The following is a 26,081-nucleotide window of genomic DNA, read 5'->3' as shown; positions in this document are numbered from 1 at the left end:
TTATCCGTGGTGAGTAATGTGTTCTTGAATCAAATCGAGGAATGGATCGGCGTACTTCTCCAGTTTGCGCTGACCAACGCCGCTGACTGCCAACATTTCGCCGTAAGACGTTGGCAAGATCTCCGCCATATCAATCAGAGTCGCATCACTAAAGACCACGTATGGTGGCAAACCATCTTCATCAGCAATCGACTTACGCAGCTTACGTAACTTAGCAAACAGCTTTTTGTCGTAGTTCTTGCTGGTCAGTTTGTCCGACTTCGCCGCACGTGCTGCAGTGTCTAAACGCGGAACCGCTAACTCCAGAGTCACATCGCCACGTAGCAGCGGACGCGCCTCTTCAGTAAGTTGCAGCGTTGAGTTACGCGTGATGTTTTGGAACAGCAGCCCTTTGTGGATTAACTGACGGAAGATACTCACCCAGTAATCGTGGCTGTGATCGCGCCCTATCGCGTAGGTAGAAATCTTATCGTGCCCGTTTTCACGTACACGAATGTTTTGCATGCCACGTAGCACTTCTACCACGTAGCCCATACCAAAGCTCTGATTAACACGGTACACACAAGACAACGCCTTACGTGCTTCTTCTGTTGCATCAAAGTGCTTCGGTGGATCTAAGCAAATATCGCAGTTGCCACATGGCTTCTCACGATACTCACCAAAGTAATTCAATAGCACCTGACGACGACAAGTCTGCGCCTCAGCAAAGGCACTCATCGCATTCAGTTTGTGGGTTTCCACCTGCTTCTGTGGACCATCGTCTTTCTCATCCAACATACGACGCAGCCAACTGATGTCCGCTGGGTCATACAACATCATGGCTTCCGCAGGCAAACCATCACGCCCTGCACGACCCGTTTCCTGATAGTAAGATTCGATATTGCGCGGGATATCAAAGTGAACCACAAAGCGCACGTTTGGTTTGTTGATGCCCATACCGAATGCTACGGTCGCTACCACGATTTGGATGTCATCGCGTTGGAAAGCTTCTTGAACGTAAGCGCGCTCATCGGCATCCATACCTGCGTGATAACCAGCAGCACGAATGTGGTTGTTGCACAGCTTCTCGGTCACCATCTCAACTTTCTTACGGCTACCACAATAGATGATGCCGCAATTACCCTTTTGGGTTTCAAGATAACGAACAATTTGCGAAACCGGCTTGTGCTTCTCAACTAAGTTGTAGCGAATGTTAGGACGGTCGAAGCTGCCTAGATAAACCTCTGGATTATTCAGTTGCAGACGCTCAAGAATATCTCGGCGCGTTGCATCATCCGCCGTCGCCGTCAGCGCCATAAATGGCACATGGGAAAACTGCTGCTTAAGTTGACCAAGCGCGGCGTATTCTGGACGGAAATCGTGTCCCCACTGGGAAATACAATGCGCTTCATCGACGGCAATCATCGATAGCGGCAAGTTTTCCAAGCGCTCAATGAAATCACGCATCAATACGCGTTCTGGTGAGACGTACACCAACTTAAGATGACCAGTGTGCATGCGGTTATATACGCTGAGCAGTTCTTCACGAGGCATGGTCGAGTTAATGCATTCAGCCGCTACACCGTTGGCTTTAAGCTGGTCCACTTGGTCTTTCATCAGCGAGATAAGCGGAGAAATCACCAAAGTAATACCAGAGCGAACCAAAGCAGGGATTTGATAACACAGCGACTTACCGCCACCAGTAGGCAGGATAACTAAGCTGTCGCGACCTTCTACCGCAGCATCAATCACCAACTGCTGACCATCACGGAACTCTTGGTAACCAAACACATCCTCCAACACACGTTGAGGCGTTACAGGCGAATCAGATTGTTCGGCTAACAAGGTCGAGGTCATGAAAAGTCTCAGATTGGGTCTTAAAAAAGAGGTGCTTATGCATACCACTGGCACACAAAGTGAGGGCACATTGTAATGGGGTTTCATGGTGAATAAAACCGCAAATTGTTAGGTGTTTCGCATCACGACTCGTATACTGATTTTCTGCTCTATAAAACACACAATTAGGTGACACTTCATGACACCAGAAGACGAACAACAACGCGCGCGGCAAGGTATCTTGCTAGCGATTGGCGCGTATACCATGTGGGGCATTGCGCCGATGTACTTTAAGTCCATCGCACAAGTATCTCCTTTGGAAATTCTAAGCCACCGAGTGATATGGTCTTTCTTTTTGCTTGCTGCACTCCTCCATTTTGGCCGTCACTGGCGCTCGGCTTACCACATCGCGAAAGACAAAACGAAAATCGCTTACCTGATCGCAAGTTCCATGCTAATTGGCGGCAATTGGTTGATTTTCATTTGGGCGGTAAACTCGAATCATATGCTCGACGCCAGCTTAGGTTATTACATTAACCCACTGATCAACGTCTTACTTGGGATGGTATTTTTGGGAGAGAGACTGCGTAAATTACAGTGGTTCGCGGTTGTATTGGCAGGTTGTGGCGTACTCGTTCAACTGATTGTATTTGGCTCCGTACCTGTTGTTGCGATGGCGTTAGCAATGAGCTTCGGCTTTTATGGCTTATTAAGAAAGAAAGTCAGTGTCGATGCAAAAACTGGCTTGTTTATCGAGACATTACTTCTGCTGCCGGTGGCCGCTGTTTATTTGCTTTTTATTGCCGATACACCAACCTCAAATATGTTTACGAATCCACTTACGTTAAATAGTTTGTTGATCGCAGCTGGGGTTATAACAACCCTGCCACTGCTGTGCTTTACGGGTGCAGCAACAAGACTCAAATTATCGACTTTGGGCTTTTTCCAATATATAGGCCCAAGCTTAATGTTTTTACTTGCAGTATTGATGTATGGCGAACCCTTTACCATGGATAAAGCGATCACTTTCGTCTTTATTTGGGGAGCACTAGTCGTGTTTAGCTTTGATGGATTACGTAATAACCGTCGCTCACGCCGAATCGTTCAGCCACAGTGATCGTTTTTTACAAGACAAGTTAGAAATTGCCAGATAAGCTTGGTCATAATGTGACCAAGATTTTTTTGTTTAATGGAACATATTCAGTACTACGCAACCGACCATGACAACTTGAGTCTAATAGAGGCGAAATACCAGAAATTTGCTTTTCAAAGGCATTACCATCTGGATTTTCATCTCGGCCTGATCACGCATGGTGCGCAGAAGTTCCAATATCAAGGTAACAACCACCAAGTTGGTCACGGGCAAATTGTGATTATGCCGCCGGATGAGCTGCACGACGGGCAATCTAAGCTCGAGAGTGGCTACGAAGTGAATGTGTTTGCGATCGAACCTCACCTATTGAGCGATCTAGCCGATCTTAAGAAAAGCGGTCAAATAATACACTTCAACGAACTGATCATCTCGGATCCGCAGATATTTTCACAACTTAGTAACTTACACGGGCTGCTTCGTCGTGAAAACCTCAGCCAACTCACCAAAGATTGCCTTCCTTTTGAAGGATTTAACCAACTTTTTAATCGCTACGGATCGCTTGAGCGACAAAAAGTGGTGCCGCTAGGAAACCAATCGCTTGGGACGTTAAAAGATTATCTAATGGCGAACCTTGACCAAGCAGTGCGTTTGGATTCACTTTCAGAGCTGTGTCAACTGAGCCCAACTCAGTTCCAGCGCCACTTTAAAGCGCAAACTGGCATGACGCCTTATGCATGGTTCGCACGCCTGCGCCTTGAACAAGGCATGAAGTTACTGCAAGCTGGTCAATGTAGTACCGACGTCGCCCATCAAATCGGTTTCTACGATCAAGCGCATTTCAGCAAAGCGTTTAAGCAGACCTACGGCGTTTCCCCTTCTCAAGTGACTCGTTAATTTCATTTACCGAGAAAGCTGTCAGTTTTTTACAAGCGCCACAGGTGACTTACCACGACAATAGCCGCATTGGTTAAATTTGAGATGTGTTATGAATGAATCCACCATATTGCTGACACTCGCCAGCATTCACTTTATTGCCCTAATGAGTCCAGGTCCGGACTTTGCGCTGGTCGTACAAAATGCGACGCGTCATGGTCGTCAAACTGGCTTGTACATTGCGTTGGGATTGTCCGTCGGTATTTTGCTGCACTCTTTGTTCAGCCTGACAGGTGTGAGTTTTGTCGTCCACCAGCACCCAGTGCTGTATTCCGTGGTACAACTGCTCGGTGGTAGTTACCTGCTCTACTTAGGAATTGGCGCATTGCGTGCCGTGATCTCGATGATCCAAAACCCACTGACGGATCAACCTAAGAAGCAAAATAACCTAGTGATCAGCAATAAGCGTCAAGCGTTTGCTAAAGGGTTTGCGACCAACATTCTTAACCCAAAAGCCCTGGTGTTCTTTGTCAGTTTGATGTCGAGTTTAGTCCCAGCAGGTATGTCGATTACTGGCAAAGGTATTGCACTGGTCATCCTGTTTGGCTTGTCGCTATTCTGGTTCTCTAGCCTTGCATGGATGCTGTCGACACAGCGCTTACAGCGTAAATTGCAACAAGCGGGTATCTACATCGACGGTCTATGCGGCGTGGTATTTACTCTAGTGGGCGGCAGTATTCTATACCAAACTATCAATACTTTTATCGGATAAAGTACTGATTTAAAAGCGTAGCACAATCGACATTTCTAAGATTGCTGACTCGACGTGACTCTCCATAACTGCCAAGCTCAAAGCACAAAACTGGCAACATGGAGAGTCATCATGCATTGGACGTTCAACCGACTCGTGACCACGGGTCTTTTTCTTACTTCCCCACTAATCTTATCTACCTCAGTCTTTGCTAACCAAGCAGCAGATGCGGTTGCGCCGGAGCACAGCACTGGCTTCGAGCAAAAACAATTGATCAAAGCGAAAGATTATATGGTTACCGCTGCTAACCCAATTGCAACCCAAGCTGGTGCGGATGTTATTGCCCAAGGTGGTAATGCTATTGATGCTATGGTTGCCGTGCAGCTGATGCTGGGCTTGGTAGAACCGCAATCATCAGGTATTGGTGGTGGCGCCTTCTTAGTGTATTGGGACAGTGAGAAACAAAAACTAACTACGTATGATGGACGCGAAACCGCACCGCTCGCCGCGACGCCGAAACTCTTTTTAGACGAAAAAGGACAACCCCTACAATTTTACGATGCGGTTGTCGGCGGGCGCTCCGTTGCCACTCCTGGTACAGTGAAACTGCTGTGGGACACGCACCAGAAATACGGCAAGTTGGAATGGAAGAAGATCATCCAACCCGTGATTACCTTGGCTGAGCAAGGTTTCGAAGTCAGTCCTCGCCTCGCGAGTCTGATTGAGAAAGATACTAAGCGCCTATCACGCTTCCCTGCGACTAAGGCTTACTTCTTCAATCCAGACGGCTCACCAAAAACCGAAGGCACGTTGTTGAAGAACCCTGAATACGCGCAAACTCTGACGGCAATTGCAGAGCAAGGGGCAAAAGCTTTCTATCAAGGCGATATCGCCACAGACATCATCAAGACAGTACAAAATGCACCGGGCAATCCTGGCGTATTGGCACAACCTGACTTTGACGCGTTCCAAATCAAGCAACGTGAACCGGTTTGTGCGGCTTACCAAAGCTATGACATCTGCGGTATGGGACCACCAAGCTCTGGCGCATTGACGGTTGGACAGATTCTCGCGATCACCGAGCAATACGATCTTAAAGGCTGGGGAGCCGAAAGCGCGAAATCATGGCAAGTGATCGCCGACGCGTCTCGCCTTGCGTTCGCGGATCGCGGTAAATACATGGCTGACCAAGATTATGTACCAATGCCAACCGAAGGCTTGCTTGATAAAGATTATCTCAAACAACGTGCTGAGCTTATCCAAGTCGGTAAAGCGTTGAGTAAGGTTGAAGCCGGCAACCCTCCTTGGTCGCACGCCATGGACTTAAGCATGGACCAATCGATCGAGTTGCCTTCCACCAGCCATTTCAATATCGTCGATAAGCAAGGCAATGTGGTTTCAATGACAACAACCATCGAGAACGCCTTTGGCTCACGCTTGATGGTACGCGGCTTCTTGCTCAATAACGAACTGACCGATTTCTCTTTCCGCACGCATCAAGATGGTGTGCCAATCGCGAACCGCTTAGAACCGGGAAAACGCCCACGTTCATCCATGGCACCAACCATTATGATGAAGGATGACAAACCTTACATGGCAATTGGCTCACCGGGTGGTAGCCGCATTATTGGTTACGTCGCACAAGCCATTATCGCCCACACGCAATGGGATATGGACATCCAAAGCGCGATTAATCAGCCACGATTGCTGAACCGTTTTGGCACCTTAGATATTGAGCAAGGTACCGCCGCAGAGGGCTTACAGCCTGCTCTGGAGAAGATGGGCTTTAAAACCGATGTTCGGGATTTGAACTCTGGTCTGCATGCGATACGAATAACAAAAGACGGTCTTGAAGGCGCTGCGGATCCAAGACGTGAAGGTGCCGCTATCGGGCAGTAAGAGTCTTTCGCTCGACCCCTTGTGCGAGATCTCTCACAAAGGGTTGAGCAAACCTCTCTTTTTTAATGGTAAAACCGTACAGAAAAGAGCATAAGCCATTGAATTTAATACTCATGTATCTTTTTTGAACGCTAAGAGAGTTAAAAAATGTGAGATTAGCCCGTTGTTGGAAATCGTTAAACACGTAATATTAAACCTGTCGGAAGGATGCTGACACGGAACAGGAAACACCACGGACTTGGTGAACTTCAGGAAGAAGAAACGGTTATTCAGGATGAATAGTCGGGCATGGATTGCAAAATTGGACATTGAACGGAATCAATAGTGACTAGGATGGTTGCTACTAAGGACGGGAAATGGACACCTCTGGACGAGGCAAGGATTTGAACATCAGGATGATGTCAGGGACACCGCTCAGGGAACAAGTGATGAGAGCTAACGAGGATAGTTAGCAGACCAGGATAAGGTCACTAAGGACACCGCTAGGAAGGCGACGTAAGGATTAAGCTGACGGATTCAGCACACTATCATGGATTAGATGCATGGAGCACTCTTAGTAGCTGGATTGCTGCGAGTAAGACTGTAACCCCGATGGGCGCAAGCCCTCGGGGTTTTTCTTTGCCTAAAGTTTTTCTTAGCAGCTCTTCTCAAAGCAGACATTCACCCACAACGCCCACCTTTCACTTCAAACGGTATAGTTAAATCGCGCTTTCGAAATCCATTTATCATTCCATTTTTTCCTACGTTAGCGACACCAAAACTGCACAAACAAAAAGAGCCGCCGAAGCAGCTCTTAAGTTGATGATACCAATCACAGTAAATAAGCGATCAGAAATAGCGTAGGGAAAATGCTTGAGAACAAGGCGCAATTTTTCGATAAGTAGTTATTCTACAATCAAAAATTGCAACGCAGTTATCGAGTATTTTAACAAGCTAGAATGACCAGTTATTTACTACGATTGGTATGAGTTTTGGTCAAGCCTTACAGTTTCTCTAGTCGTGCGTAAGCAGTTACCAACCATTTGATGCCTTCACCGTTAAAGGCAATCTGTACACGGCTCTGTGGACCACTGCCTTCGAAGTTGATGATGGTGCCTTCACCAAACTTTGGATGCATCACACGAGAACCTAGCGTAAAGCCGGTTTCATTAAAGCTCTCTTTCACAACAGTTTGGCTAAATCGACCACTGCTTGAAGGACGGCTAACTTGCGCCTTCATTCGTACTTCATCTAAACAAGTTTCTGGCAGTTCACGGATAAAGCGAGACGGTTTATGGTATTTATCCTGACCGTACAAACGACGCATTTCAGCATAAGTGATGTACAGTTTCTGCATTGCACGGGTCATGCCTACGTAACACAGACGGCGTTCTTCTTCTAAGCGCCCTGCTTCTTCTGCCGACATTTGGCTTGGGAACATGCCTTCTTCCACACCGACCATAAGCACCAACGGGAACTCTAGACCTTTCGCACTGTGTAATGTCATGAGCTGAACCGCATCTTCAAATTCGTCCGCTTGTCCTTCGCCCGCTTCTAGTGCTGCGTGGGTTAGGAATGCCGTCAGCAGTGACATGTCTTCGGCTTCTTCTGGTTTCTCGAATTGGCGAGTTGCGGTCACCAATTCCTCCAAGTTCTCAATACGTGCCTTAGACTTTTCGCCCTTCTCTTGCTCGTACATCGCGAACAAGCCCGAGTATTTAATCACATGGTCAGTTTGGTGATGCAGCGGCATCTCTAAGGTGTCGTCTTCTAGCGCGGTGACAAGCTCGATAAAACGGCTCAGAGCACCAGCAGCGCGACCAGCAAGAACCTTCTCGTCCAACATTGCCACACTCGCTTCCCACATGGTGCAACCACGATCACGAGCCGCAAAACGGATGGTTTCAAGCGTCTTATCGCCCAAACCACGCGTTGGCGTATTCACCACACGTTCAAACGCCGCATCATCGTTACGGTTGGCAATCAGACGCATGTAGCTCAAGGCATCTTTGATTTCCTGACGTTCGAAGAATCGCATGCCGCCATAGATACGATAAGGCAGACCGGCTTGAATTAACGCTTCTTCCAGAACACGCGACTGGGCGTTGTTACGGTAAAGCATCGCAGCGTCATTCAGAGCACCGCCCTTGTCTTGCCACTCTTTGATTTTGTTCACCGCAAAACGGGCTTCATCTAATTCGTTGTAAGCGCTGTAAACCGAGATAGGCTCACCGACCACGCCATCCGTCCACAACTCTTTACCCATACGCTCGGTGTTATTCGCAATCAGGGTGTTAGATGCTTCCAGAATGGTCTTAGTGGAACGGTAGTTTTGCTCAAGACGAATGGTATTCACGCTTGGGAATTCGAGCGTAAACTTCTCAATGTTCTCGACTTTTGCACCACGCCAACCATAAATCGACTGGTCGTCATCACCTACGATCATCACGTGACACTCAGGACCCGCCATCATACGTAGCCAAGCATATTGAATGTTGTTGGTATCTTGGAACTCATCGACCAAGATGTGCTTAAAGCGTGCTTGGTAGTGTTCACGAACGAACTTGTTATCACGCAGTAGCTCATGTGCGCGCAGCAAGATTTCCGCAAAATCGACTAAACCAGCACGATCACACGCTTCTTGGTAAGCGGTGTACAACTGCAGATATGTCTTGGTTACTGGATCATGGTACGCATCAATGTGCGACGGGCGCAGACCTTCGTCTTTCTTGCCGTTAATCCACCATGCCACTTGGCGTGCTGGCCATTGCTTCTCATCGAGGTTTTGCGCTTTGATCAAACGCTTTAGCAGACGCTGTTGGTCGTCACTGTCGATGATTTGGAAATCTTCCGGTAGCTTCGCATCAAGATAGTGTGCACGCAGAATACGGTGACAAATTCCGTGGAAAGTACCATTCCACATACCGCCTGCACTGCCCATCATTAGCTCTTCGATACGTCCACGCATCTCTGCCGCCGCCTTATTGGTAAAGGTTACCGACATGATTGAAAACGGAGAAGCTTGCTCGACCGACATCAGCCAAGCGATACGGTGAACAAGAACGCGTGTCTTACCACTTCCTGCGCCAGCAAGAACGAGCAAGTTTTCTAGAGGTGCTGCAACGGCTTCACGTTGTTTATCGTTCAAACCGTCGAGTAATAGAGATGGATCCATCATGATGAGAGCTACTGGTTATTTATACATAAAAACCGATTATAACCTAAACAACCGGGTGCTGTTTAGACAAAACTTGATAAAAAAATCGATGTTTTTTTGCCCAACACATCAATTAGTTATATCTATTTGACCCTACAAACCCATTTACTTCGGAAATTTTTCTGAAAGTTTTTTAGCCAGTTTCCTATCTTTTAAGTTAAGCAAGTTGATAACAAAAACGCCAAAACAGGTGATTCATCTTGCCAACTTAAAGTAAAGGAAATCATTCAGAGGAATTTATTATGAAAAAGTCGAATCTAGCTGTTACTGCTGCTGTTACTGGTCTTCTAGCTCTTGGTGGCACAATGCTAACTGCAGCTCCAGCTGTCGCTGCTGAAAAAGAAAAGTGCTATGGCGTTTCTAAAGCAGGTAAAAACGACTGTGCAACAAAAAGCAGCTCATGCGCTGGTACTTCTAAAGAAGATAACCAAAAAGACGCATTCGTAGTCGTACCAAAAGGTCTTTGTGACAAACTCGCTGGCGGTAGCACTTCTTCTTCATAATCTTTTATCGCTAGCTATTGTGAGGATGCGTTGACGCTCAACCAACGCAAAGCCAAGACGCATCCTTCTCTTCCCGCACGATTTGAAAAGGAGTTTCACGTGAAACACCACACCTTCCACGACCTTGTTGGAGTTGGATTAAGAACCCCACACCTCGATTACTTTAGCCAATCCCAGCCTGAGTTGTCTTGGTTAGAAATCCACAGTGAAAACTATTTCCAACCCAATGCAACAGAGCGCCATCAGCTACAAACGCTTCGCGAGCAATATCAAATTAGCTGCCACGGTATTGGTTTGTCGCTAGGTTCGGTGGAACGTGTTAGTCAAAAGCATCTTGCGCAACTTAAATCACTGATTGACTCAATCGACCCAATTCTTGTTTCTGACCATTTAAGTTGGAGTGAAAACGGCGGTCACTACTTTAATGACCTGCTTCCACTTCCGTATACGGAAGAAGCGCTCAACGTGTTCACTCGTAACGTGAATGAAGTGCAGGAATATTTGCAACGCGAGATCTTGATAGAGAACCCATCTAGTTATGTGAAGTTTCAACATTCGACCATCAGCGAATGGGAGTTTCTTACCGAAGTGCAAAAGCGCACTGACTGTCGTTTATTGCTCGATCTAAACAATGTTTATGTTTCGGCGTTCAACCACGGTTTTGATTGCGACACATACCTAGATGCGATTCCAGCCGACAAAGTGGATGAGATTCACTTGGCAGGTTTTACCATCAAACAACTCGACAAAGGTGAGATATGGATTGATACCCATAGCCGCCCAGTTAGTGATGAAGTTTGGCAACTGTTCGCGCAGTGGACAAAAAAACACGGTCCACGTCATACGTTGATTGAATGGGATTTGGATATCCCCGCGCCAGAAGTCTTGCTCGAAGAAGCACAGAAAGCATCGCAACTACTGTTGCAAGGCACACTTCCAAGTGAACAAAGCGAACCAAGGAAGGCATCATGAATCTAGCCACCTTACAAAGCCAGTTTGCTAAAGCCCTACACTATCAAGCACTCGGTGAAGATTGCGATATTGCCAGTGATACGTTTACCGCTGATGAACGCATGCAGATTTACCGCAATAGCTTTATCGTCAGCTTAAGCGAGGTGTTATCCGCGACCTACCCGATGGTTGAAGCGCTGCTTGGTGAAGAATGCTTTGAACAGATAGCTCGCCAGCATGTTCTTTCTTACCCATTAGAAGAAGGAAATGTGGTGCATTATGGCGAAGGCTTTCAAGACACCATCATGCAGTTCAGTCAGGTGATCGCAAAAGCACCTTACAGCCCTGAAGTCGCACGCTTCGAGTGGCATATCGACCTAGCTCGTCAAGCACAGTATGAGCAATCCAATGCAGCGGAATTAAAACCGCTTGCGTTACTTGGCGAAGTGAGTGAAGAGCAACAACCCACTTTAGTCTTACACCTTAAAAAGGGCTGCCGCAGCTTTGACTCCAACTACGCAGTATTCGATCTATTTAGCGCGATTCAAACTGGGCAATTCGAACAACTTAATATCAACCAATTACAGCAAGGTGTCATCTCGATTCAAGCCAATGGAGAAGCCTTGTGTCACGCACTCGATGCTGATGTGTTCCAACTGCTGCAATGTTTAGAGCAGAAGCAGAGTTTGAGCGAAATACCTGAAGTTTTACTCGATCATCTCAATCGCATCATGGCACTCGATATTGTTGACGGCTTTACATTGCAATCAATCTAAGGAGCACTCTATGAAGGATACGGTTAAAAACTTAGTGAATCGGTATGACGATTTAATCAGTACCTTACAAGCTGGCTTTGTCCCTTTACTACTTCTCTTTTGCCGCTTTTGGGTTGCTTGGGTGTTCTTCAATTCAGGACTAATCAAAATCTCGTCTTGGGATAGCACGTTGTACTTATTTGAGCTGGAATACCAAGTGCCAATCTTGCCATGGGAATTGGCGGCTTATTTAGGTACGGCTGCGGAGTTGGTTCTACCGGTGTTCTTGGCACTGGGATTGATTACCCGCCCGATGGCAGCAATGCTGTTTGTGTTCAACATCATCGCAGTGATCTCTTACCCACTGTTGTGGGAGAAAGGTTTTTATGACCACCAACTTTGGGGATTGATGATTCTTATCGTAATCGTATGGGGGCCAGGACCGCTGTCTTTGGACCACATCCTGAAAAAGAAAATGACGAGCTAAAAAAATCCCCGCATCATGCGGGGATTTTTTATTATTTATTCAAGTAAGCCAGTAGCTCTTCTGCTGAGATACCTTGCTGAGCGAGGTCTTTTGCCATCTGCTCGACTTGTTCATCTTTGCGTGACTCAATCACTTGCTGAAATTGGTACACGATATCACGCAAAATTGGCAGAGGTACTTGTTTAGCCGCACTACGAATACGCTCGGAGCTTTGATTACCCAGCTCATTAAGCAACTTGCCAAACATCACCTTTTCTGGTGAATCTTCCATTTGCTCTAGAATACGAGCCATTTCATACGTGGTTAACGACATTACTTTTTGAGTTCCGTTATGGTGTCAGGAAAAGTCTGAGTGACAAATATACACGCCTTACTTACATTGGAAAATACTAAATTACACTGATTTACGCTTTCGCAAAGCTCGAGTGCCAGTTCTTCCCTGCTTTTGTAAACAGAACGACCAACGCAGGTAATAGGACCCACATATGAATTGCGATCAAGGTTTGTGGATCCAGAGATAAGCGTTGCAGTGTACCCACCAGCAAACCAGAGCCACTCATTTGGAACAATCCAAGCAGTGCAGCTGCCGTGCCCGCCTTATCACCAAACGGTTCTAACGCTTTCCCTGCCGCTGCACCCAGAATGAATGCAAAACCTACAGAAGACATGAAGATAGGTAGCATGAAAGAAAGCGCGGTATTCTGACCATTCATCACTAGCATGATCACACCTGCGAGGCCCAGAGTTGAGATCCCGGTGACCAAGGTGTTGTGAGTTCCAACGCGCTCCATAAACTTAGGCGCCAGCATACATGCCGCAATGTTTATCACCGCATTTACACCAAACCAGAAAGTGAATTCATTCATCGACAGCCCCATCCCCGTCATCAATACCGACGGTGCTGAGGTAACGTAAGCAAGAATAACCGCCATCGCCATCAAGCATAATGACGCATGGAAAACAAAAGATGGTGTGCTAAGCACTGCCCAATACCGACTAAGCTTAAACACGGCTTGCTTTTCTGTTGACGGGTTAGTCTCTTTCATCATGAAAAACATCAATGATCCAGACACCACAGCAAAACCCGCCATAAAGCTAAAGTTAGCACGCCAGTCAAATTGCTGAGTTAACCAGCTACCTAGAATTGGAGCTAAAGCCGGAATGAAACAAATCGCACCGTTAAGGTAGCTGATCATTTTGCCGCTTTTTTCCGGGCCAAAGATATCGCGAACTGTTGCAAAGGCTGCTACCGATGTCGCACACGCACCTAAGCCTTGTAGCAGTCGGGAAACCAACATCCACTCAATATTTTGAGCACTCCACGCCAATAAAGCGCTCATCGCGTAAATGGTGATACCGCCCAGTGCAACAGTTCGACGTCCGAGTTTATCTGCTAGGGGACCTGCGAATAGCTGACCAACACCCATAGCAAATAAGAACCAAGTGATCGTGTCTTGTGCTAGCGCATTATCGACCTGAAAAGTGGAAGCAATAAGAGGTAAAGCAGGTAGATAAATATCAATCGCTAAAGGACTGAAAAGAACCAAAAGGGTCAATAACGCCATCTGTTTTTTACTATTAGAAAACTGGCTAGACACACAACACTCCGAATTGGATAAAGAACTTTGGGTAAAGCTTAATCATCTGATGATATGAATGGAAATGATGTATAATCATGAGCATTATTCCTCAGAGGAAATTCACTGTGAACGTCGAAAAACTGGCTCGTATCGATTTAAATCTATTGGTCTGCTTTAAAGTGCTGATTGAAGAGTTAAACGTTACTCGTGCGGCCCACCGATTGTGCTTAAGCCAATCCGCCGTAAGTAAATCACTGGCTAAACTGCGCATTCAATTTGATGACCCGCTTTTCACTCGAAACTCACATGGATTAACACCTACGCCGCGCGCATTGTTTCTTAAACCGAAACTGGATCTGTTGATAAATCAGTTAGAAGTGCTGACTCAACCCGAAGAGTTTTCTCCGCAAAGCAGCGAATACCGTTTTCAAATAGCAGCGGTAGAGAGTGTCTACCCTCTCATTCTACCCCATTTCTTACCGGCGATTTTTCAACAAGCACCTGGCGTGACAATTAGCACACACCCGTGGTCGGATAATACATTTAAAATGCTTCAACGCGGCGAACTGGATTTAGGCTTAACTGGAAAAGATATCGATATAAACGATGCCAAGCTGACTCTTCAACCACCCGATGACATTTGCGAGTTGGAAATTTATCGTGATTACCAAATGTGCATCATTCGCAAAAACCACCCTGCGCTAAAACAACCTTGGAATCTGGAAGCCTATCTCGCCCTACGCCATGTACAAGTACGTTGTGATGGCAACGACCGTTGGTTGCTGGATTATCGCCTTGCAGATATTGGCGCCGACCGCGATATTGCCGTCACCGTGCCCGACTTTAACAGTGCCGCAAGTTTATGTTCATACACCGACTTTATCTTTACTGCGCCAAGTCATTTTGTGCAACTTGCGGCCAAACAGCTTGATTTGGTCGTGCTGCCACTACCGTTAGAATTCCCACCTATGGCTTACACTTTATTCTGGCACCGAGATAGAGAAAACGACCCTGCATTAGGCTGGCTACGTACGATGATCACACAAAAAACCGATCACCTTAGATAAAAACACCGCACTCAATTTGCGCTTAGCGGCTAAAATGAGTAGCTTAACTGTCGTAGTCCTTTTTGGCTCATCTATGGCCTAGTTGTACTCCGACTCTATTGAAGTGATTGCGAACCTCAATGGAATCGTAAACTGCATGAAGCAGATGGAAACAGCTCCCACACCTGAGCATGAAGGAGCGGTAATTTGAAGGAATAACACAGATGCACAACGATACCCAAAGCCGCGTGAATGCAATTCGCGAATGGCTAGCACAACATAATATTGATGCCCTACTTGTCCCTCATGAAGACGAGTACTTGGGTGAATACGTACCAGCGCACAACGAGCGTTTACATTGGCTAACTGGCTTTACCGGTTCTGCTGGTGCTGCGGTAATCACCAAAGACAAAGCCGCTATCTTTGTTGATGGTCGCTACACAGTACAAGTAACAAAGCAGGTTCCTGCTGATCTATTCGAATACCGTCACTTGATTGAAGAGCCTGCACTAGATTGGATTAAAGACCATCTTGCAAATGGCGCGTCTGTGGCAATCGACCCTCGCATGCACAACGCTGCTTGGCTAGACATGGCACAAGCAAAACTTGCAGGTGCCCTTGAGCTTAAGATTCTCGATAGCAACCCAATTGATGAACTGTGGCACGACCGCCCTGCTCCTGTGGTTTCTGATGTTCGCCTAATGGCAACAGAAGCAGTTGGTCAGTCAAGTGAAAGCAAACGCCAAGAAATCGCAGAGCTCGTGAAAAAAGCCGGTGCAGACAGCGCAGTGATCACAGCACTTGATTCTATCTGTTGGTTGCTCAACGTTCGTGGTCTAGATGTCTCACGTCTACCAGTTCTGCTTTCTCACGCGATTCTGCACTCAGACTCAAGCGTGGAATACTTCCTAGATCCTGCTCGCCTACCTGCTGAGTTTGACGCTCATGTTGGTGCCGGCGTGACGGTTCATCACCCAGAAGCATTGCAAGCACGACTAGAAAACCTAACTGGCAAGAATGTACTGGTTGACCCTGCGACAAGTAACGCGTGGTTTAAGCTGGTTCTACAAAACGCTGGCGCATCTGTGGTGAGTAAAGCTGATCCATGCCTAATGCCAAAAGCAGCAAAGAACGCTGTTGAAATCGCAGGCATGAAAGCATGTCATATCCGTGATGGCGTAGCGATGAGTAAGTTCCTTTCTTGGTTAGATGCTGAAGTCGTTGCGGGTAACCTGCATGATGAAGCGACGCTGGCAGACAAACTGGAAGCGTTCCGCAGCGAAGACCCGACACTTATGGATCTTAGCTTCGATACTATCTCGGCAGCAGGTGGCAACGCGGCGATGTGTCACTATAATCACGAGAACCAACCTGAACCTGGCAAGCTAGAACTGAACACACTTTACCTAGTGGATTCAGGCGGTCAGTACCTAGATGGCACGACAGACATCACGCGTACCATCGCGATCGGTCAGCCTTCACAAGAGATGATTAAACAATTCACTCTCGCGCTAAAAGGCCACATCGGTGTTGCACGTGCACGTTTCCCGAAAGGCACACGTGGTTACCAAATCGATACGCTAGCTCGTCAGCACCTGTGGGCGGAGGGCTACGATTACGATCACGGTACTGGTCACGGTGTTGGTCACTTCCTAAGTGTTCATGAAGGTCCAGCAAGCATTTCGAAGAAGCAAATCGACGTGCCTCTAACAGAAGGCATGGTGCTGTCCAACGAGCCAGGTTACTACCGTGCGGATGCGTTTGGTATCCGTATCGAGAACCTAGAGCTTGTTGTTGAAACCCCAACTAACGGTGACTTCCCTGTTCTGTCATTCGAGTCGCTAACACGCTGTCCAATCGACAAGCGCAACATCAATGTTGATATGCTAACTCGTCCAGAGCTTGCTTGGTTGAATGATTACCATCAGAAGGTATGGGATGAGATCAGCCCACTTGTTGAGGGTGATGTGAAAGAGTGGCTTCGTCAAGCAACGCTACCAGTAGCACACAGCTAGAAGCTAGAAGCTAGAAGCTAGAAGCTAGAAAAAAGTAGAGGGTTGATGTTTTGCATCAACCCTCTTTTTTTGCCTATGTTTCACGTGAAACATAACGATGACCAGTAGCTTTCTTTGCTACTTAACCAGAATACGCTGAATGCCAATCTCGCCATACAGGGTCAAAGCCTTTGGCTCGAATCATATCTTCCACAGAACCCGCACTTCGCTCATCACTGATCTCAAACTGCTCGAGTTCAACATCATCCATCGCATATCCACCCGGCTGAGTTTTAGATGCAGCAGACATACTGGTGATGCCTAACGGTAATGCATTGTCTCTGAACTTTGGTGATTCACGAGTCGATAATGACAACTCCACTTCTGGATTCAACAAACGATAAGCGCAAATCAGCTGAACAAGTTGCTTATCCGTCATGACTGATTTGGGTTGTAGCGCGCCCTTACAAGGACGTAAACGTGGGAAAGAAATTGAGTAACGAGTCTGCCAATATGTGCGCTCAAGATAGTCCAAGTGCGCTGCCACATAAAAACAGTCGGTACGCCACTCTTCCAACCCTATCAATGCGCCAATACCAATCTTATCGATGCCTGCTTTTGCAAGACGATCGGGTGTATCCAATCGGTATTCGAAATCCATCTTATTGCCACGCAGATGGTGCTCGGCGTAAGTCGAAGGATGATACGTTTCTTGATAAACCATCACCGCATCTAAACCCAATGTCTTGAGCTCAGCGTATTCGTCTTGATCAAGTGGCTGCACTTCCATCGCCAAATAGTTAAAACGTTGCTTAATCATCGGCACCATTTCGCGGAAGTATTTCATACCCACTTTAGTTTCGTGCTCGCCAGTCACCAGCAATACGCTATCAAACTTCATGCGCTTGATGGCTTCGACTTCTGCTGCCACTTCGTCCCGATTCAAGGTACGACGCTTGATTCTATTCTCCATTGAGAAGCCACAATAAGTACAAGCATTGGCGCACAAGTTAGAAAGGTACAGTGGAATGTAAAGCGACATGGTATTACCAAAACGCTTGCGAGTTGCCGAGTATGACAGCTGCGCCATTTGCTCTAAGTACGCTTCAGCCGCTGGTGAAATAAGCGCTTTAAAGTCTTCCAAATCACGCTTGGGTTTATTCAATGCTCGCTCGACATCTTGTGCCGTTTTCGCGTAGATCGACATCGAGATGTCGTCCCAATTCAGCTGCTTAAATTGTTCAACGAAGCTCATGTTTTCCTCGCTTAATAGCTAAACCAATCTAGGACTAAAGCTCATCTAGGAATGACGTCAGTGGACTCGACGCAACCGCATGAGAAACCTTACCAGCAAGTCCGGCTTCATAAGCCATACGCCCCGACTCTACCGCCAACTTAAATGCCTTCGCCATCGCAACGGGATCGCTCGAAGCTGCAATCGCAGTATTGACGAGCACGGCATCCGCGCCCATTTCCATCGCACGCGCAGCATGTGAAGGAGCACCGATACCCGCATCCACAACCACAGGAACATTAGCTTGGTCGATAATGATCTCTAGGAAGTCGTGAGAAACTATCCCTTTGTTAGAACCGATCGGCGCACCTAATGGCATGACCGCTGCACAACCCACTTCTTCCAATCGTTTACACAGAACCGGGTCAGCATGACAGTAAGGAAGGATAATGAAGCCTTCACGAACCAGTTGCTCAGCGGCAGCAAGTGTCTCAATTGGATCAGGCATCAAGTACTTCGGGTCTGGATGAATTTCTAGTTTTAACCAGTTAGTGCCCAACGCTTCTCGCGCCAGTTGCGCGGCAAACACAGCATCTTTAGCATTCTTTGCACCCGAGGTGTTCGGCAATAAGTTCACACCCGCTTGTACTAACGGAAGCAAAATATCGTCTTGTCGGTCGTTCACATCGACACGCTTCAACGCCATGGTCGCAAGTTGAGATCCCGACACTTGAATCGCTTCTGCCATTAATCGGCTGTTGGCAAACTTCCCTGTTCCCGTGAACAGTCTTGATTCGAATTGTTTATCACCAATTTTAAGCATCGACTTTAACCCCCTGCGATCGCTTGAAACAAAGAGATGCTATCTCCCTGTGAAAGAACTGTGCTAGCCCACTCACTGCGCGGCACAACATTGTTATTAATTGCAAAAACACAGCCCATTTCAGGCAGCGCAAATTGACTAATGATTTGCTGTAGATTTGACTCACTGGCAACTTGATGTGACTGGTCATTGATGACAATAGTGATCACATCTAAGTCAGCAGCGGTCATTTGTATTGTTTGTTGTTCTGATAACGTCATTGCTTCCAACTCTCTTAATTCTGCCAATTACTCGTAAGCTAAATCTGAGCACACACTTGGCACTGTTTGTCTTTGCTTATCGCCATGGTTTGCCATTGCAGTTTCAACCCATCAAACAGATGCAACTTGGCAGTCTCGACATGAAACTTTCCCGTCGCCAGTTTTTGAATTGCCGCTATCGCTTGGTAGTTACCAAGTGTGCCCACCACCGGACCAACGACACCACTCTCACTACACTTTTGCGTTTGCGGTAATTCGTCGAACGGATACAAACAGCGGTAACAGGCTTTACTCTCTGCTTCTTGTTCAATCTGCGTTTGATAATCAAAGACAGCGAATTGCCCTTGCCAACCAATTGCCGCCGCCGAGATGAGCGGCGTGTTTTGCTCGAAACAAACTTGGTTAATTAGTTGACGCGTTGGCATGTTATCGGTGCAGTCGAGCACCACATCCGCTAGCATCACCTCAAGCTGAAGCTGTGCTTTGTCCAATCGCTTATTGAGAGCACGAATTTGAACCATAGAATTAAGGTCAGTCAGTTGCTTTACAGTCGCTTTTGTTTTCGCAACTTGGAGGTCTTGTTCGCGATAAATGATCTGGCGTTGCAGGTTACTGCTATCAACTTCATCGTCATCGACCACAACCAATTTACCAACACCCGCTGATGCCAAGTACAAACTCGCTGCGCTCCCCAATCCGCCACAACCGATGATCAGCACATGCGATTTGCTCAAACGCTCTTGCCCAACTTCGGCAATTTCAGGCAGAGCGACTTGGCGTTGATAGCGAAGGAACTGCTTATCCGTGAGCATGCTCGCCTCTCTTGGTATCCACCAATTCACTATTCTGTTCAGTAAACGTTAGCTGTCTTTCCTTCATCAGTTGTGCAAAAAACTCGATGACGGACTGAGGTGATTCTGCCAACGTAATAGCTCGCACAACTGCCAAACTAGAAACACCTGTTTGCCAAACTTGGTCTGCATTAGATTGGTCAATGCCACCAATCGCGACCGTCGGAAAGCCAAGCACATAGTCACTATCTGCTTTGTCTTTTGAAGGATGGAAAACCGACTCCGCGTTTCCATAAGGAATGCTATCAATCAGCTTTTGATACAGAGCCAAGCGCACCAAACCTTGTGGTTTCGACGGCATCTGTTTAGTGGTGGTTGGGAAAATATGCCCTAGTGCGATGTAACTAGGATGAATTTGTACGATACGCAGTAGTTCGTAATAACCATGAGTAGAAAGACCAAGACGAATACCGGCTTTAGTTAGCAGAGCCAAATTCGATTCTTCTATGTCTTCTTGTCCTAGGTGAACGCCATAAGCGCCATGCTTGATTGCCAACTGCCAATAGTCATTGATGAACACTTGTGCTTGATACTGACGACCTAGCTCAATTGCTCGAATGATCTGTCGTTCTAAATCGGCTTGTTGTGGGTTCTTGATTCGCAGTTGAATAGTGTTGATGCCTAGTGGCAATAGACGTTCAATCCAAGCAACATCATCAACGACTGGATAGAGCCCTAAACTTTGCTTAGTCAGAGTTGGAAAGCTAACGCTCTCGCCTTGTGCAGACCAACCAACTTGAATACCTAGTCGGTTATCTTCCAGTACAGGTGTGGGGAAATCATCAAATTGGTCAGCCCACTGAGTAGATCTTCCCTCGTCAAGATTGTCATTCAACAGTGTTTCACGTGAAACATTCGCTTGTTGAGCTAACATTCCTCGAGCAAGTGTTAACGCATCTTCGATAGGAAAATCGAGTACTGTCAGCGTTACTATCCAAGCAAGGTGATATTTGGGAGCGAACATTGCGTTGAATTTGGACTTAACGGAAAGCGCTCTCACTTCGTTGTTAATTGGGTGACGCCAGATATCAAGCTGAAGCACTTTCTCCTTTTTATCGGATACCTGAGTATCAACAATACCAATATAAATCGCTTTCGACGGTTGCTTAGCACACGCTTCTACCGACAAAGCAGAGCGGTAATAGAGCACAAATGAACTCTCATTCTCAGAGTCATAACCATTAATAAGATCTGTCGTTATGCGTGTGGTCTGTTGGTCGCGAACAAGCTGAATAGATTGAGTTGGGCTCACACCCAACTCAATGTCTTCGATGCTAAAACCCTGTTCTTTCGCCAACAACAAACATTGCTGAACTAAACCAGTCAGTTCAATCAACGATGACGGAATAAGGATTTTGCTCATTAGTCACTCACCTCGGCATGTGCTGCTGGGTGGTATAGCTCAGAACCTGACTCTCTAAATTCTTGCGATTTCTGACGCATCCCCTCAAGAGGGTCATCCAGCATTTTGATTGAGATAGCTTGGTCCGCAGCAACTTGCTCTGTGTCTTTCGCATATTCTCGAACCTCTTGCGAAATCTTCATCGAGCAGAACTTTGGTCCGCACATCGAACAGAAGTGAGCAACTTTTCCAGACTCTTGAGGCAAGGTTTCGTCATGGAAAGCGCGCGCGGTATCTGGATCGAGTGACAAGTTGAATTGGTCTTCCCAGCGGAACTCGAAGCGAGCTTTAGAAAGCGCGTTATCACGAACTTGTGCACCAGGATGTCCCTTCGCCAAATCCGCGGCGTGCGCAGCAAGCTTGTAAGTTATCATGCCTACTTTCACGTCTTCTTTGTTTGGTAAACCAAGATGCTCTTTAGGAGTGACGTAGCAAAGCATCGCACAGCCATACCAGCCAATCATGGCAGCGCCAATACCTGAAGTAATATGGTCGTAACCTGGAGCAACGTCTGTCGTCAATGGGCCAAGGGTATAGAAAGGAGCTTCATGGCAGTGATCTAACTGTTCTTCCATGTTCTCTTTGATCATGTGCATTGGAACATGACCAGGACCTTCGATAATCACCTGTACGTCGTATTCCCACGCTATCTTGGTTAACTCACCAAGGGTACGAAGCTCTGCAAATTGCGCTTCGTCGTTAGCATCGGCCACCGAGCCAGGACGTAGACCATCACCGAGAGAAAGTGCCACATCATACTTAGCACAGATTTCACAGATCTCTCGGAAGTGGGTATATAAGAAGCTTTCTTGGTGATGCGCTAAACACCATTTCGCGATGATAGAACCACCACGAGAGACGATGCCAGTAACGCGTTTTGCAGTCATTGGCACATAACGAAGTAGTAAACCGGCATGGATAGTAAAGTAGTCAACGCCCTGCTCCGCTTGCTCAATCAGGGTATCGCGCATCACTTCCCAGTTAAGGTTTTCCGCAACACCATTCACTTTCTCAAGCGCTTGATACATTGGTACGGTACCGATCGGAACCGGACTGTTACGTAGAATCCACTCGCGAGTTTCGTGGATGTTACGTCCAGTAGAGAGATCCATAACGGTATCGCCACCCCAGCGCGTTGCCCATACTAACTTCTCTACTTCTTCTTCAATCGAAGAAGTGACCGATGAGTTACCGATGTTGGCATTCACCTTGACCAAAAAATTACGGCCAATGATCATTGGTTCAGATTCTGGGTGGTTAATATTGGAAGGGATAATAGCGCGACCTTCGGCGACTTCTTTACGCACGAATTCGGCGGTAATATCTTTTGGTAGGTTCGCTCCGAAGCTTTGACCCGGATGCTGTTGATTCAGCACTTCATCGCGATACTTGGCACGCCCCATGTTTTCACGCAGCGCGATATATTCCATTTCTGGGGTAATAATACCTTTGCGAGCATAGTGCAATTGGGTCACACAATGGCCATCTTTGGCACGTCGAATACGTGGTAGATTACCGTAACGAAGATCGTCTAGTGTTTCGTCTTCTAAGCGTTCTTTGGTGTACACCGAGCTTACTTCATCAAGTAGCTCAGTATCGGCACGCTCTTCAATCCACCCTTCTCTCAGCTTAGGTAAGCCGCTATAGAGGTCTGTGGTGTGCTCTGGATCTGTGTATACACCCGAGGTATCGTAAACGCGTACTGGCTCATTAGGTTCGAAAATAGGCGCTTCTTTTGTGCCTCCAATAAGGCTATCAGCGAGTGATATTTCACGCATTGGCACACGAATATCTGGACGTGAGCCTTCTACGTAGACTTTGCTTGAATTGGGGTACGGTTGTACCGAGAGTGTATCAATGAACTGTTTTGCTTCCAGTCTCGCTTGTTTGCGACTCGACATAGCATTTTTCCTTGCTTTGTTATACTAGATAAAAAGTAATTGGATAAAAATGCTTGGCGGATAGATGCGACAAGAGGAGTCAAATTAAGGCTAGTTAAAGCTTACGATATTTGCCTGTAACAACATTCGACTTTTGATAGGTCAACCAGAAAGAACTCCGGTGTGAATATCTTCTCTTGTTCCCTTCGCAGATTCTAATCTGATCAGGTTCAACGGATCCCGAATTAACGGTCTCAGCCTTATGGCACTCCGACAAGTGATGTCAGTATATAAAAACGGCTTGGTGAAACCAAGCCGACCTGTTCAATTTTTAACTACTTTGCTAGCTGCGCATCAATAATTGAAAGCCTATCCACGCCGCTGAAATACTTAACACTACATTCAACAATACGTTCAACCCCATCTTAAAGAAAGCGCCCTGCTGCATAAGCAACACATTATCCATCGAGAAGGTGGAAAACGTCGTTAGTGCCCCTAAAAAACCCAAGCCAATCACTTGTCGCCAAGGTTCCGTTGCCAAAAGTTCATTATCGAAAGCTGCTATCAATAAGCCCATCATAAATGAGCCAACAACGTTAACGGTTAACGTACCATATGGAAAACCACGCCCCAATAAAATGACACAAAGTTCAGAAATTAAGTAACGAGAACATGCACCAAATGCACCACCCAATGCAATAAAACCCAAAACGGATAGTTGTCCCATAATTCCCCCAGAAAAGTTAATGGCGACATTGTAATCAAATTTACGGCAATAGTGATTATACAATCTTAGAATTCAGCAAAGTATAGCGCTTAAAACTTATCAAGATTTTAAAAGTTACAGGAGTCACTTTACTTCAATGTAACCCATCAAACCCGTCTTCATATGTTCAATTACATGACAATGGTACATCCAACGCCCTGGGTTATCTGCAACAAATGCCGCTTTCGCACTGCCGTTTTTTCCAAGTAAGACCGTATCGGTATGAAACGGTTCGTCGAGTTTTTTGCCATCTAACTCAAGAACCGTAAATGTGTGTCCATGAAGATGAATAGGATGATGATATTGGGTGACGTTCTTTAGGTTGAAGATATAGGTTTTTCCCATCTCCAATGTTGAAAGCGGCGCTGGAATATTATCTTTGCTCATTCCCTCCCAAGCCCGTTTGTTCATCAGCCAGAATTTAGGTATCGCTTTGCCCGATTTATCAGCAGGAGTGATCGCGCCCTCCCACTCAAACACATAATCGATTTGCTCTGCATTTTTCAAATCGAGAGCTGGCACAGGGTTGAGAGGTAATAAAGGCAGTTTCTGGTTGTTCGGCAGGTCAGACTCAACAACGTCAAACTCGCACAAAGGGAATGGGAAGCGTCCTTTCATTTGACGCACATAAACACGTTTTCCAACCTTCGGAGCAATCAATCCGATATCTAACCTCATTCCTGGACCAATTTTGTGCTGAGTGAGCTTATAAGGCGTTTTAACAGGATTACCATCTATAGCAATAACCCAAGCCTCTGCCCCTTCTATAGCGATCGGGTAAGTAATGGTGTTATCGACATTAGCAATTCTTAATCGCGTGGTAGCATTCTGCTTCAGCGTATAAACAGGTTCATGCACACCATTGACGCTACTCCACTCTCCGGGAGTCCCCATACGTGCGCTCAAGCGCGGTACCATAAGGTTCTTCCACTGACCTTGTTTGTCTAAATGCCAATGCTTTAGAACTATTTCCTGTTCTTCATCAAATAGAACAGGCTCAGCCTCTTCAACGATAATTAGCCCAACTAAGCCCATACCAAGTTGCTTAACGCTATTCATGTGGGGGTGATACCAAAACGTGCCTGCATCTGGCGGTGTAAATTCATAAACGAATGTTTCACCCGGCATGATAGGCGGCTGGCTTAAGAAAGGTACACCATCCATTTCAATAGGGATTCGCAAGCCATGCCAGTGGATTGTAGTCGGCTCTGAAAGCTTGTTAGTAAACCTAATTATAACTTTCTCGCCTTGGCGACAACGAATCGTAGGCGCTGGAATCGAACCATTAAATGCGAGTACGTCTGTGTTAAACCCAGGGATCAATTCTGCAGTAGAAGGCTCTGCAGTGATATCGTATATATATTGCCTCTGCTTATTAGTGCTCCTAGATAGAGAACATGCAGGTAGAACGGTAAGCGCGGAGATTGCTAAGGATGATTGAAGAAAGCGTCGACGAGATATATCCATACATAGTTACTCATTAATCCAGATCGGTTGAGTGTAACTAAATATAAATAGTGATTCCCCTTTATTATTAAAATTTCGGGCCACTGATCATTACAGCTAACTGTAGTTTCGTTCGTTCAGTAGATTAAATGCTGCCAAAGTACAGCAGAAAGCCATACTTACGGGATAAGAGTAGAAATAAGCTGTAATAATGAGAAGAAACCAGATACAAAAAAGGCTCTGACCTAAGTCAGAGCCTGATATGTGGCAGGGGTGGAGAGATTCGAACTCCCAACACGCGGATTTGGAATCCGCTGCTCTGCCAATTGGAGCTACACCCCTATAGAATTTTCATATTCTAGATTTGACAAAACCTCGCATAAGCGAGGTTGTCGATATTAAGTGGCGGAGTGGACGGGACTCGAACCCGCGACCCCCGGCGTGACAGGCCGGTATTCTAACCAACTGAACTACCA

At 46.5% G+C, this 26,081-nt stretch carries 22 protein-coding genes, 1 tRNA gene and 1 riboswitch; of the genes, 10 read left to right on the top strand and 13 right to left on the bottom strand.

What is annotated here, in order from left to right:
* Positions 1 to 1,836 (bottom strand): ATP-dependent DNA helicase RecQ, encoded by a 1,836-nt coding sequence (gene recQ, locus R7F07_RS23580; protein ID WP_005451195.1) that lies wholly within the window; start codon positions 1,834 to 1,836, stop codon positions 1 to 3.
* 178 nt (positions 1,837 to 2,014) lie between these two features.
* Between recQ and rarD the strand changes: the two genes are divergently transcribed.
* The 4 genes from rarD (at position 2,015) to ggt (ending at position 6,431) form a co-directional block, all read left to right on the top strand.
* The gene (rarD, locus tag R7F07_RS23575) at positions 2,015 to 2,932 is read left to right on the top strand and encodes an EamA family transporter RarD (protein ID WP_047102542.1); all 918 of its coding nucleotides are present in this window, start codon (positions 2,015 to 2,017) and stop codon (positions 2,930 to 2,932) included.
* Between the two features lie 72 nt (positions 2,933 to 3,004).
* Positions 3,005 to 3,802 (top strand): AraC family transcriptional regulator, encoded by a 798-nt coding sequence (locus tag R7F07_RS23570; RefSeq protein ID WP_104979854.1) that lies wholly within the window; start codon positions 3,005 to 3,007, stop codon positions 3,800 to 3,802.
* A gap of 91 nt (positions 3,803 to 3,893) precedes the next feature.
* Complete coding sequence (locus tag R7F07_RS23565) at positions 3,894 to 4,553, top strand: LysE family translocator (RefSeq protein ID WP_005378776.1); 660 nt, start codon at positions 3,894 to 3,896, stop codon at positions 4,551 to 4,553.
* 111 nt (positions 4,554 to 4,664) lie between these two features.
* Positions 4,665 to 6,431: a gamma-glutamyltransferase gene (gene ggt, locus R7F07_RS23560; protein WP_171343422.1), complete on the top strand. Its 1,767-nt coding sequence runs from the start codon at positions 4,665 to 4,667 to the stop codon at positions 6,429 to 6,431.
* A gap of 982 nt (positions 6,432 to 7,413) precedes the next feature.
* On the opposite strand, the gene uvrD is transcribed toward ggt, so the two are convergent.
* Positions 7,414 to 9,588 carry a DNA helicase II gene (gene uvrD / locus R7F07_RS23555; RefSeq protein ID WP_186584588.1) on the bottom strand — a complete coding sequence of 725 codons (2,175 nt, stop codon included), beginning with the start codon at positions 9,586 to 9,588 and terminating at the stop codon, positions 7,414 to 7,416.
* Between the two features lie 281 nt (positions 9,589 to 9,869).
* Between uvrD and R7F07_RS23550 the strand changes: the two genes are divergently transcribed.
* The 4 genes from R7F07_RS23550 (at position 9,870) to R7F07_RS23535 (ending at position 12,323) form a co-directional block, all read left to right on the top strand.
* Positions 9,870 to 10,130 carry a DUF2282 domain-containing protein gene (locus R7F07_RS23550; RefSeq protein WP_005378779.1) on the top strand — a complete coding sequence of 87 codons (261 nt, stop codon included), beginning with the start codon at positions 9,870 to 9,872 and terminating at the stop codon, positions 10,128 to 10,130.
* Between the two features lie 99 nt (positions 10,131 to 10,229).
* The gene (locus R7F07_RS23545; RefSeq protein ID WP_171343423.1) at positions 10,230 to 11,102 is read left to right on the top strand and encodes a DUF692 domain-containing protein; all 873 of its coding nucleotides are present in this window, start codon (positions 10,230 to 10,232) and stop codon (positions 11,100 to 11,102) included.
* The gene (locus R7F07_RS23540) at positions 11,099 to 11,857 is read left to right on the top strand and encodes a DNA-binding domain-containing protein (RefSeq protein WP_171343424.1); all 759 of its coding nucleotides are present in this window, start codon (positions 11,099 to 11,101) and stop codon (positions 11,855 to 11,857) included. Before R7F07_RS23545 ends, R7F07_RS23540 begins: the two co-directional genes overlap by 4 nt.
* A gap of 10 nt (positions 11,858 to 11,867) precedes the next feature.
* Positions 11,868 to 12,323: a DoxX family protein gene (locus R7F07_RS23535; RefSeq protein ID WP_005382925.1), complete on the top strand. Its 456-nt coding sequence runs from the start codon at positions 11,868 to 11,870 to the stop codon at positions 12,321 to 12,323.
* A gap of 31 nt (positions 12,324 to 12,354) precedes the next feature.
* Here the strand turns inward: R7F07_RS23535 and R7F07_RS23530 are convergent, their stop codons facing one another.
* Together R7F07_RS23530 and R7F07_RS23525 are read right to left on the bottom strand one after the other, a co-directional pair.
* Positions 12,355 to 12,636 (bottom strand): hypothetical protein, encoded by a 282-nt coding sequence (locus R7F07_RS23530; RefSeq protein ID WP_005378786.1) that lies wholly within the window; start codon positions 12,634 to 12,636, stop codon positions 12,355 to 12,357.
* Positions 12,637 to 12,727: 91 nt separating this feature from the next.
* Positions 12,728 to 13,921 (bottom strand): multidrug effflux MFS transporter, encoded by a 1,194-nt coding sequence (locus tag R7F07_RS23525; protein WP_005382927.1) that lies wholly within the window; start codon positions 13,919 to 13,921, stop codon positions 12,728 to 12,730.
* 107 nt (positions 13,922 to 14,028) lie between these two features.
* Here R7F07_RS23525 and R7F07_RS23520 point away from each other — a divergent pair, with 107 nt between their 5' ends.
* On the top strand, positions 14,029 to 14,970 hold the full coding sequence (locus tag R7F07_RS23520; protein WP_005378791.1) for a LysR family transcriptional regulator: 942 nt from the start codon (positions 14,029 to 14,031) through the stop codon (positions 14,968 to 14,970).
* A gap of 203 nt (positions 14,971 to 15,173) precedes the next feature.
* The gene (locus R7F07_RS23515; RefSeq protein ID WP_151514364.1) at positions 15,174 to 16,964 is read left to right on the top strand and encodes an aminopeptidase P family protein; all 1,791 of its coding nucleotides are present in this window, start codon (positions 15,174 to 15,176) and stop codon (positions 16,962 to 16,964) included.
* A 121-nt stretch (positions 16,965 to 17,085) separates the two neighbouring features.
* Here R7F07_RS23515 and thiH read toward each other — a convergent pair whose 3' ends face one another.
* The 9 genes from thiH to R7F07_RS23470 form a co-directional block, all read right to left on the bottom strand.
* A complete protein-coding gene (gene thiH / locus R7F07_RS23510) occupies positions 17,086 to 18,198 on the bottom strand; it encodes a 2-iminoacetate synthase ThiH (protein WP_053306510.1) in 1,113 nt (370 codons plus the stop codon).
* Positions 18,199 to 18,232: 34 nt separating this feature from the next.
* Complete coding sequence (locus tag R7F07_RS23505; protein WP_171343425.1) at positions 18,233 to 19,000, bottom strand: thiazole synthase; 768 nt, start codon at positions 18,998 to 19,000, stop codon at positions 18,233 to 18,235.
* Positions 19,001 to 19,005: 5 nt separating this feature from the next.
* Positions 19,006 to 19,260: a sulfur carrier protein ThiS gene (thiS, locus tag R7F07_RS23500; protein ID WP_009703038.1), complete on the bottom strand. Its 255-nt coding sequence runs from the start codon at positions 19,258 to 19,260 to the stop codon at positions 19,006 to 19,008.
* Between the two features lie 38 nt (positions 19,261 to 19,298).
* Positions 19,299 to 20,072, bottom strand: a complete 774-nt coding sequence (locus tag R7F07_RS23495) for a HesA/MoeB/ThiF family protein (RefSeq protein ID WP_171343426.1) — start codon at positions 20,070 to 20,072, stop codon at positions 19,299 to 19,301.
* The gene (locus R7F07_RS23490; protein ID WP_171343427.1) at positions 20,059 to 21,474 is read right to left on the bottom strand and encodes a thiamine phosphate synthase; all 1,416 of its coding nucleotides are present in this window, start codon (positions 21,472 to 21,474) and stop codon (positions 20,059 to 20,061) included. Before R7F07_RS23490 ends, R7F07_RS23495 begins: the two co-directional genes overlap by 14 nt.
* Positions 21,474 to 23,414, bottom strand: coding sequence for a phosphomethylpyrimidine synthase ThiC (gene thiC / locus R7F07_RS23485; protein ID WP_171343428.1), 1,941 nt, complete (start codon positions 23,412 to 23,414; stop codon positions 21,474 to 21,476). The genes R7F07_RS23490 and thiC overlap by 1 nt, the downstream gene beginning before the upstream one ends.
* 163 nt (positions 23,415 to 23,577) lie before the next feature.
* Positions 23,578 to 23,676: riboswitch (TPP riboswitch) on the bottom strand.
* A 60-nt stretch (positions 23,677 to 23,736) separates the two neighbouring features.
* Positions 23,737 to 24,120 carry a fluoride efflux transporter CrcB gene (crcB, locus tag R7F07_RS23480; protein ID WP_005378811.1) on the bottom strand — a complete coding sequence of 128 codons (384 nt, stop codon included), beginning with the start codon at positions 24,118 to 24,120 and terminating at the stop codon, positions 23,737 to 23,739.
* 123 nt (positions 24,121 to 24,243) lie between these two features.
* Positions 24,244 to 25,626 (bottom strand): multicopper oxidase family protein, encoded by a 1,383-nt coding sequence (locus tag R7F07_RS23475; RefSeq protein ID WP_171343429.1) that lies wholly within the window; start codon positions 25,624 to 25,626, stop codon positions 24,244 to 24,246.
* Positions 25,627 to 25,870: 244 nt separating this feature from the next.
* A tRNA-Trp gene (locus R7F07_RS23470) sits at positions 25,871 to 25,947 on the bottom strand.
* Positions 25,948 to 26,081: the final 134 nt, after the last annotated feature.

Origin of the sequence: Vibrio sp. YT-16 (genome assembly GCF_033337405.1) — a bacterium.
GTDB lineage: Bacteria > Pseudomonadota > Gammaproteobacteria > Enterobacterales > Vibrionaceae > Vibrio > Vibrio alginolyticus.
Note: the sequence above shows the minus strand (reverse complement) of the source record. Positions and strands in the feature narration are given on the sequence as shown.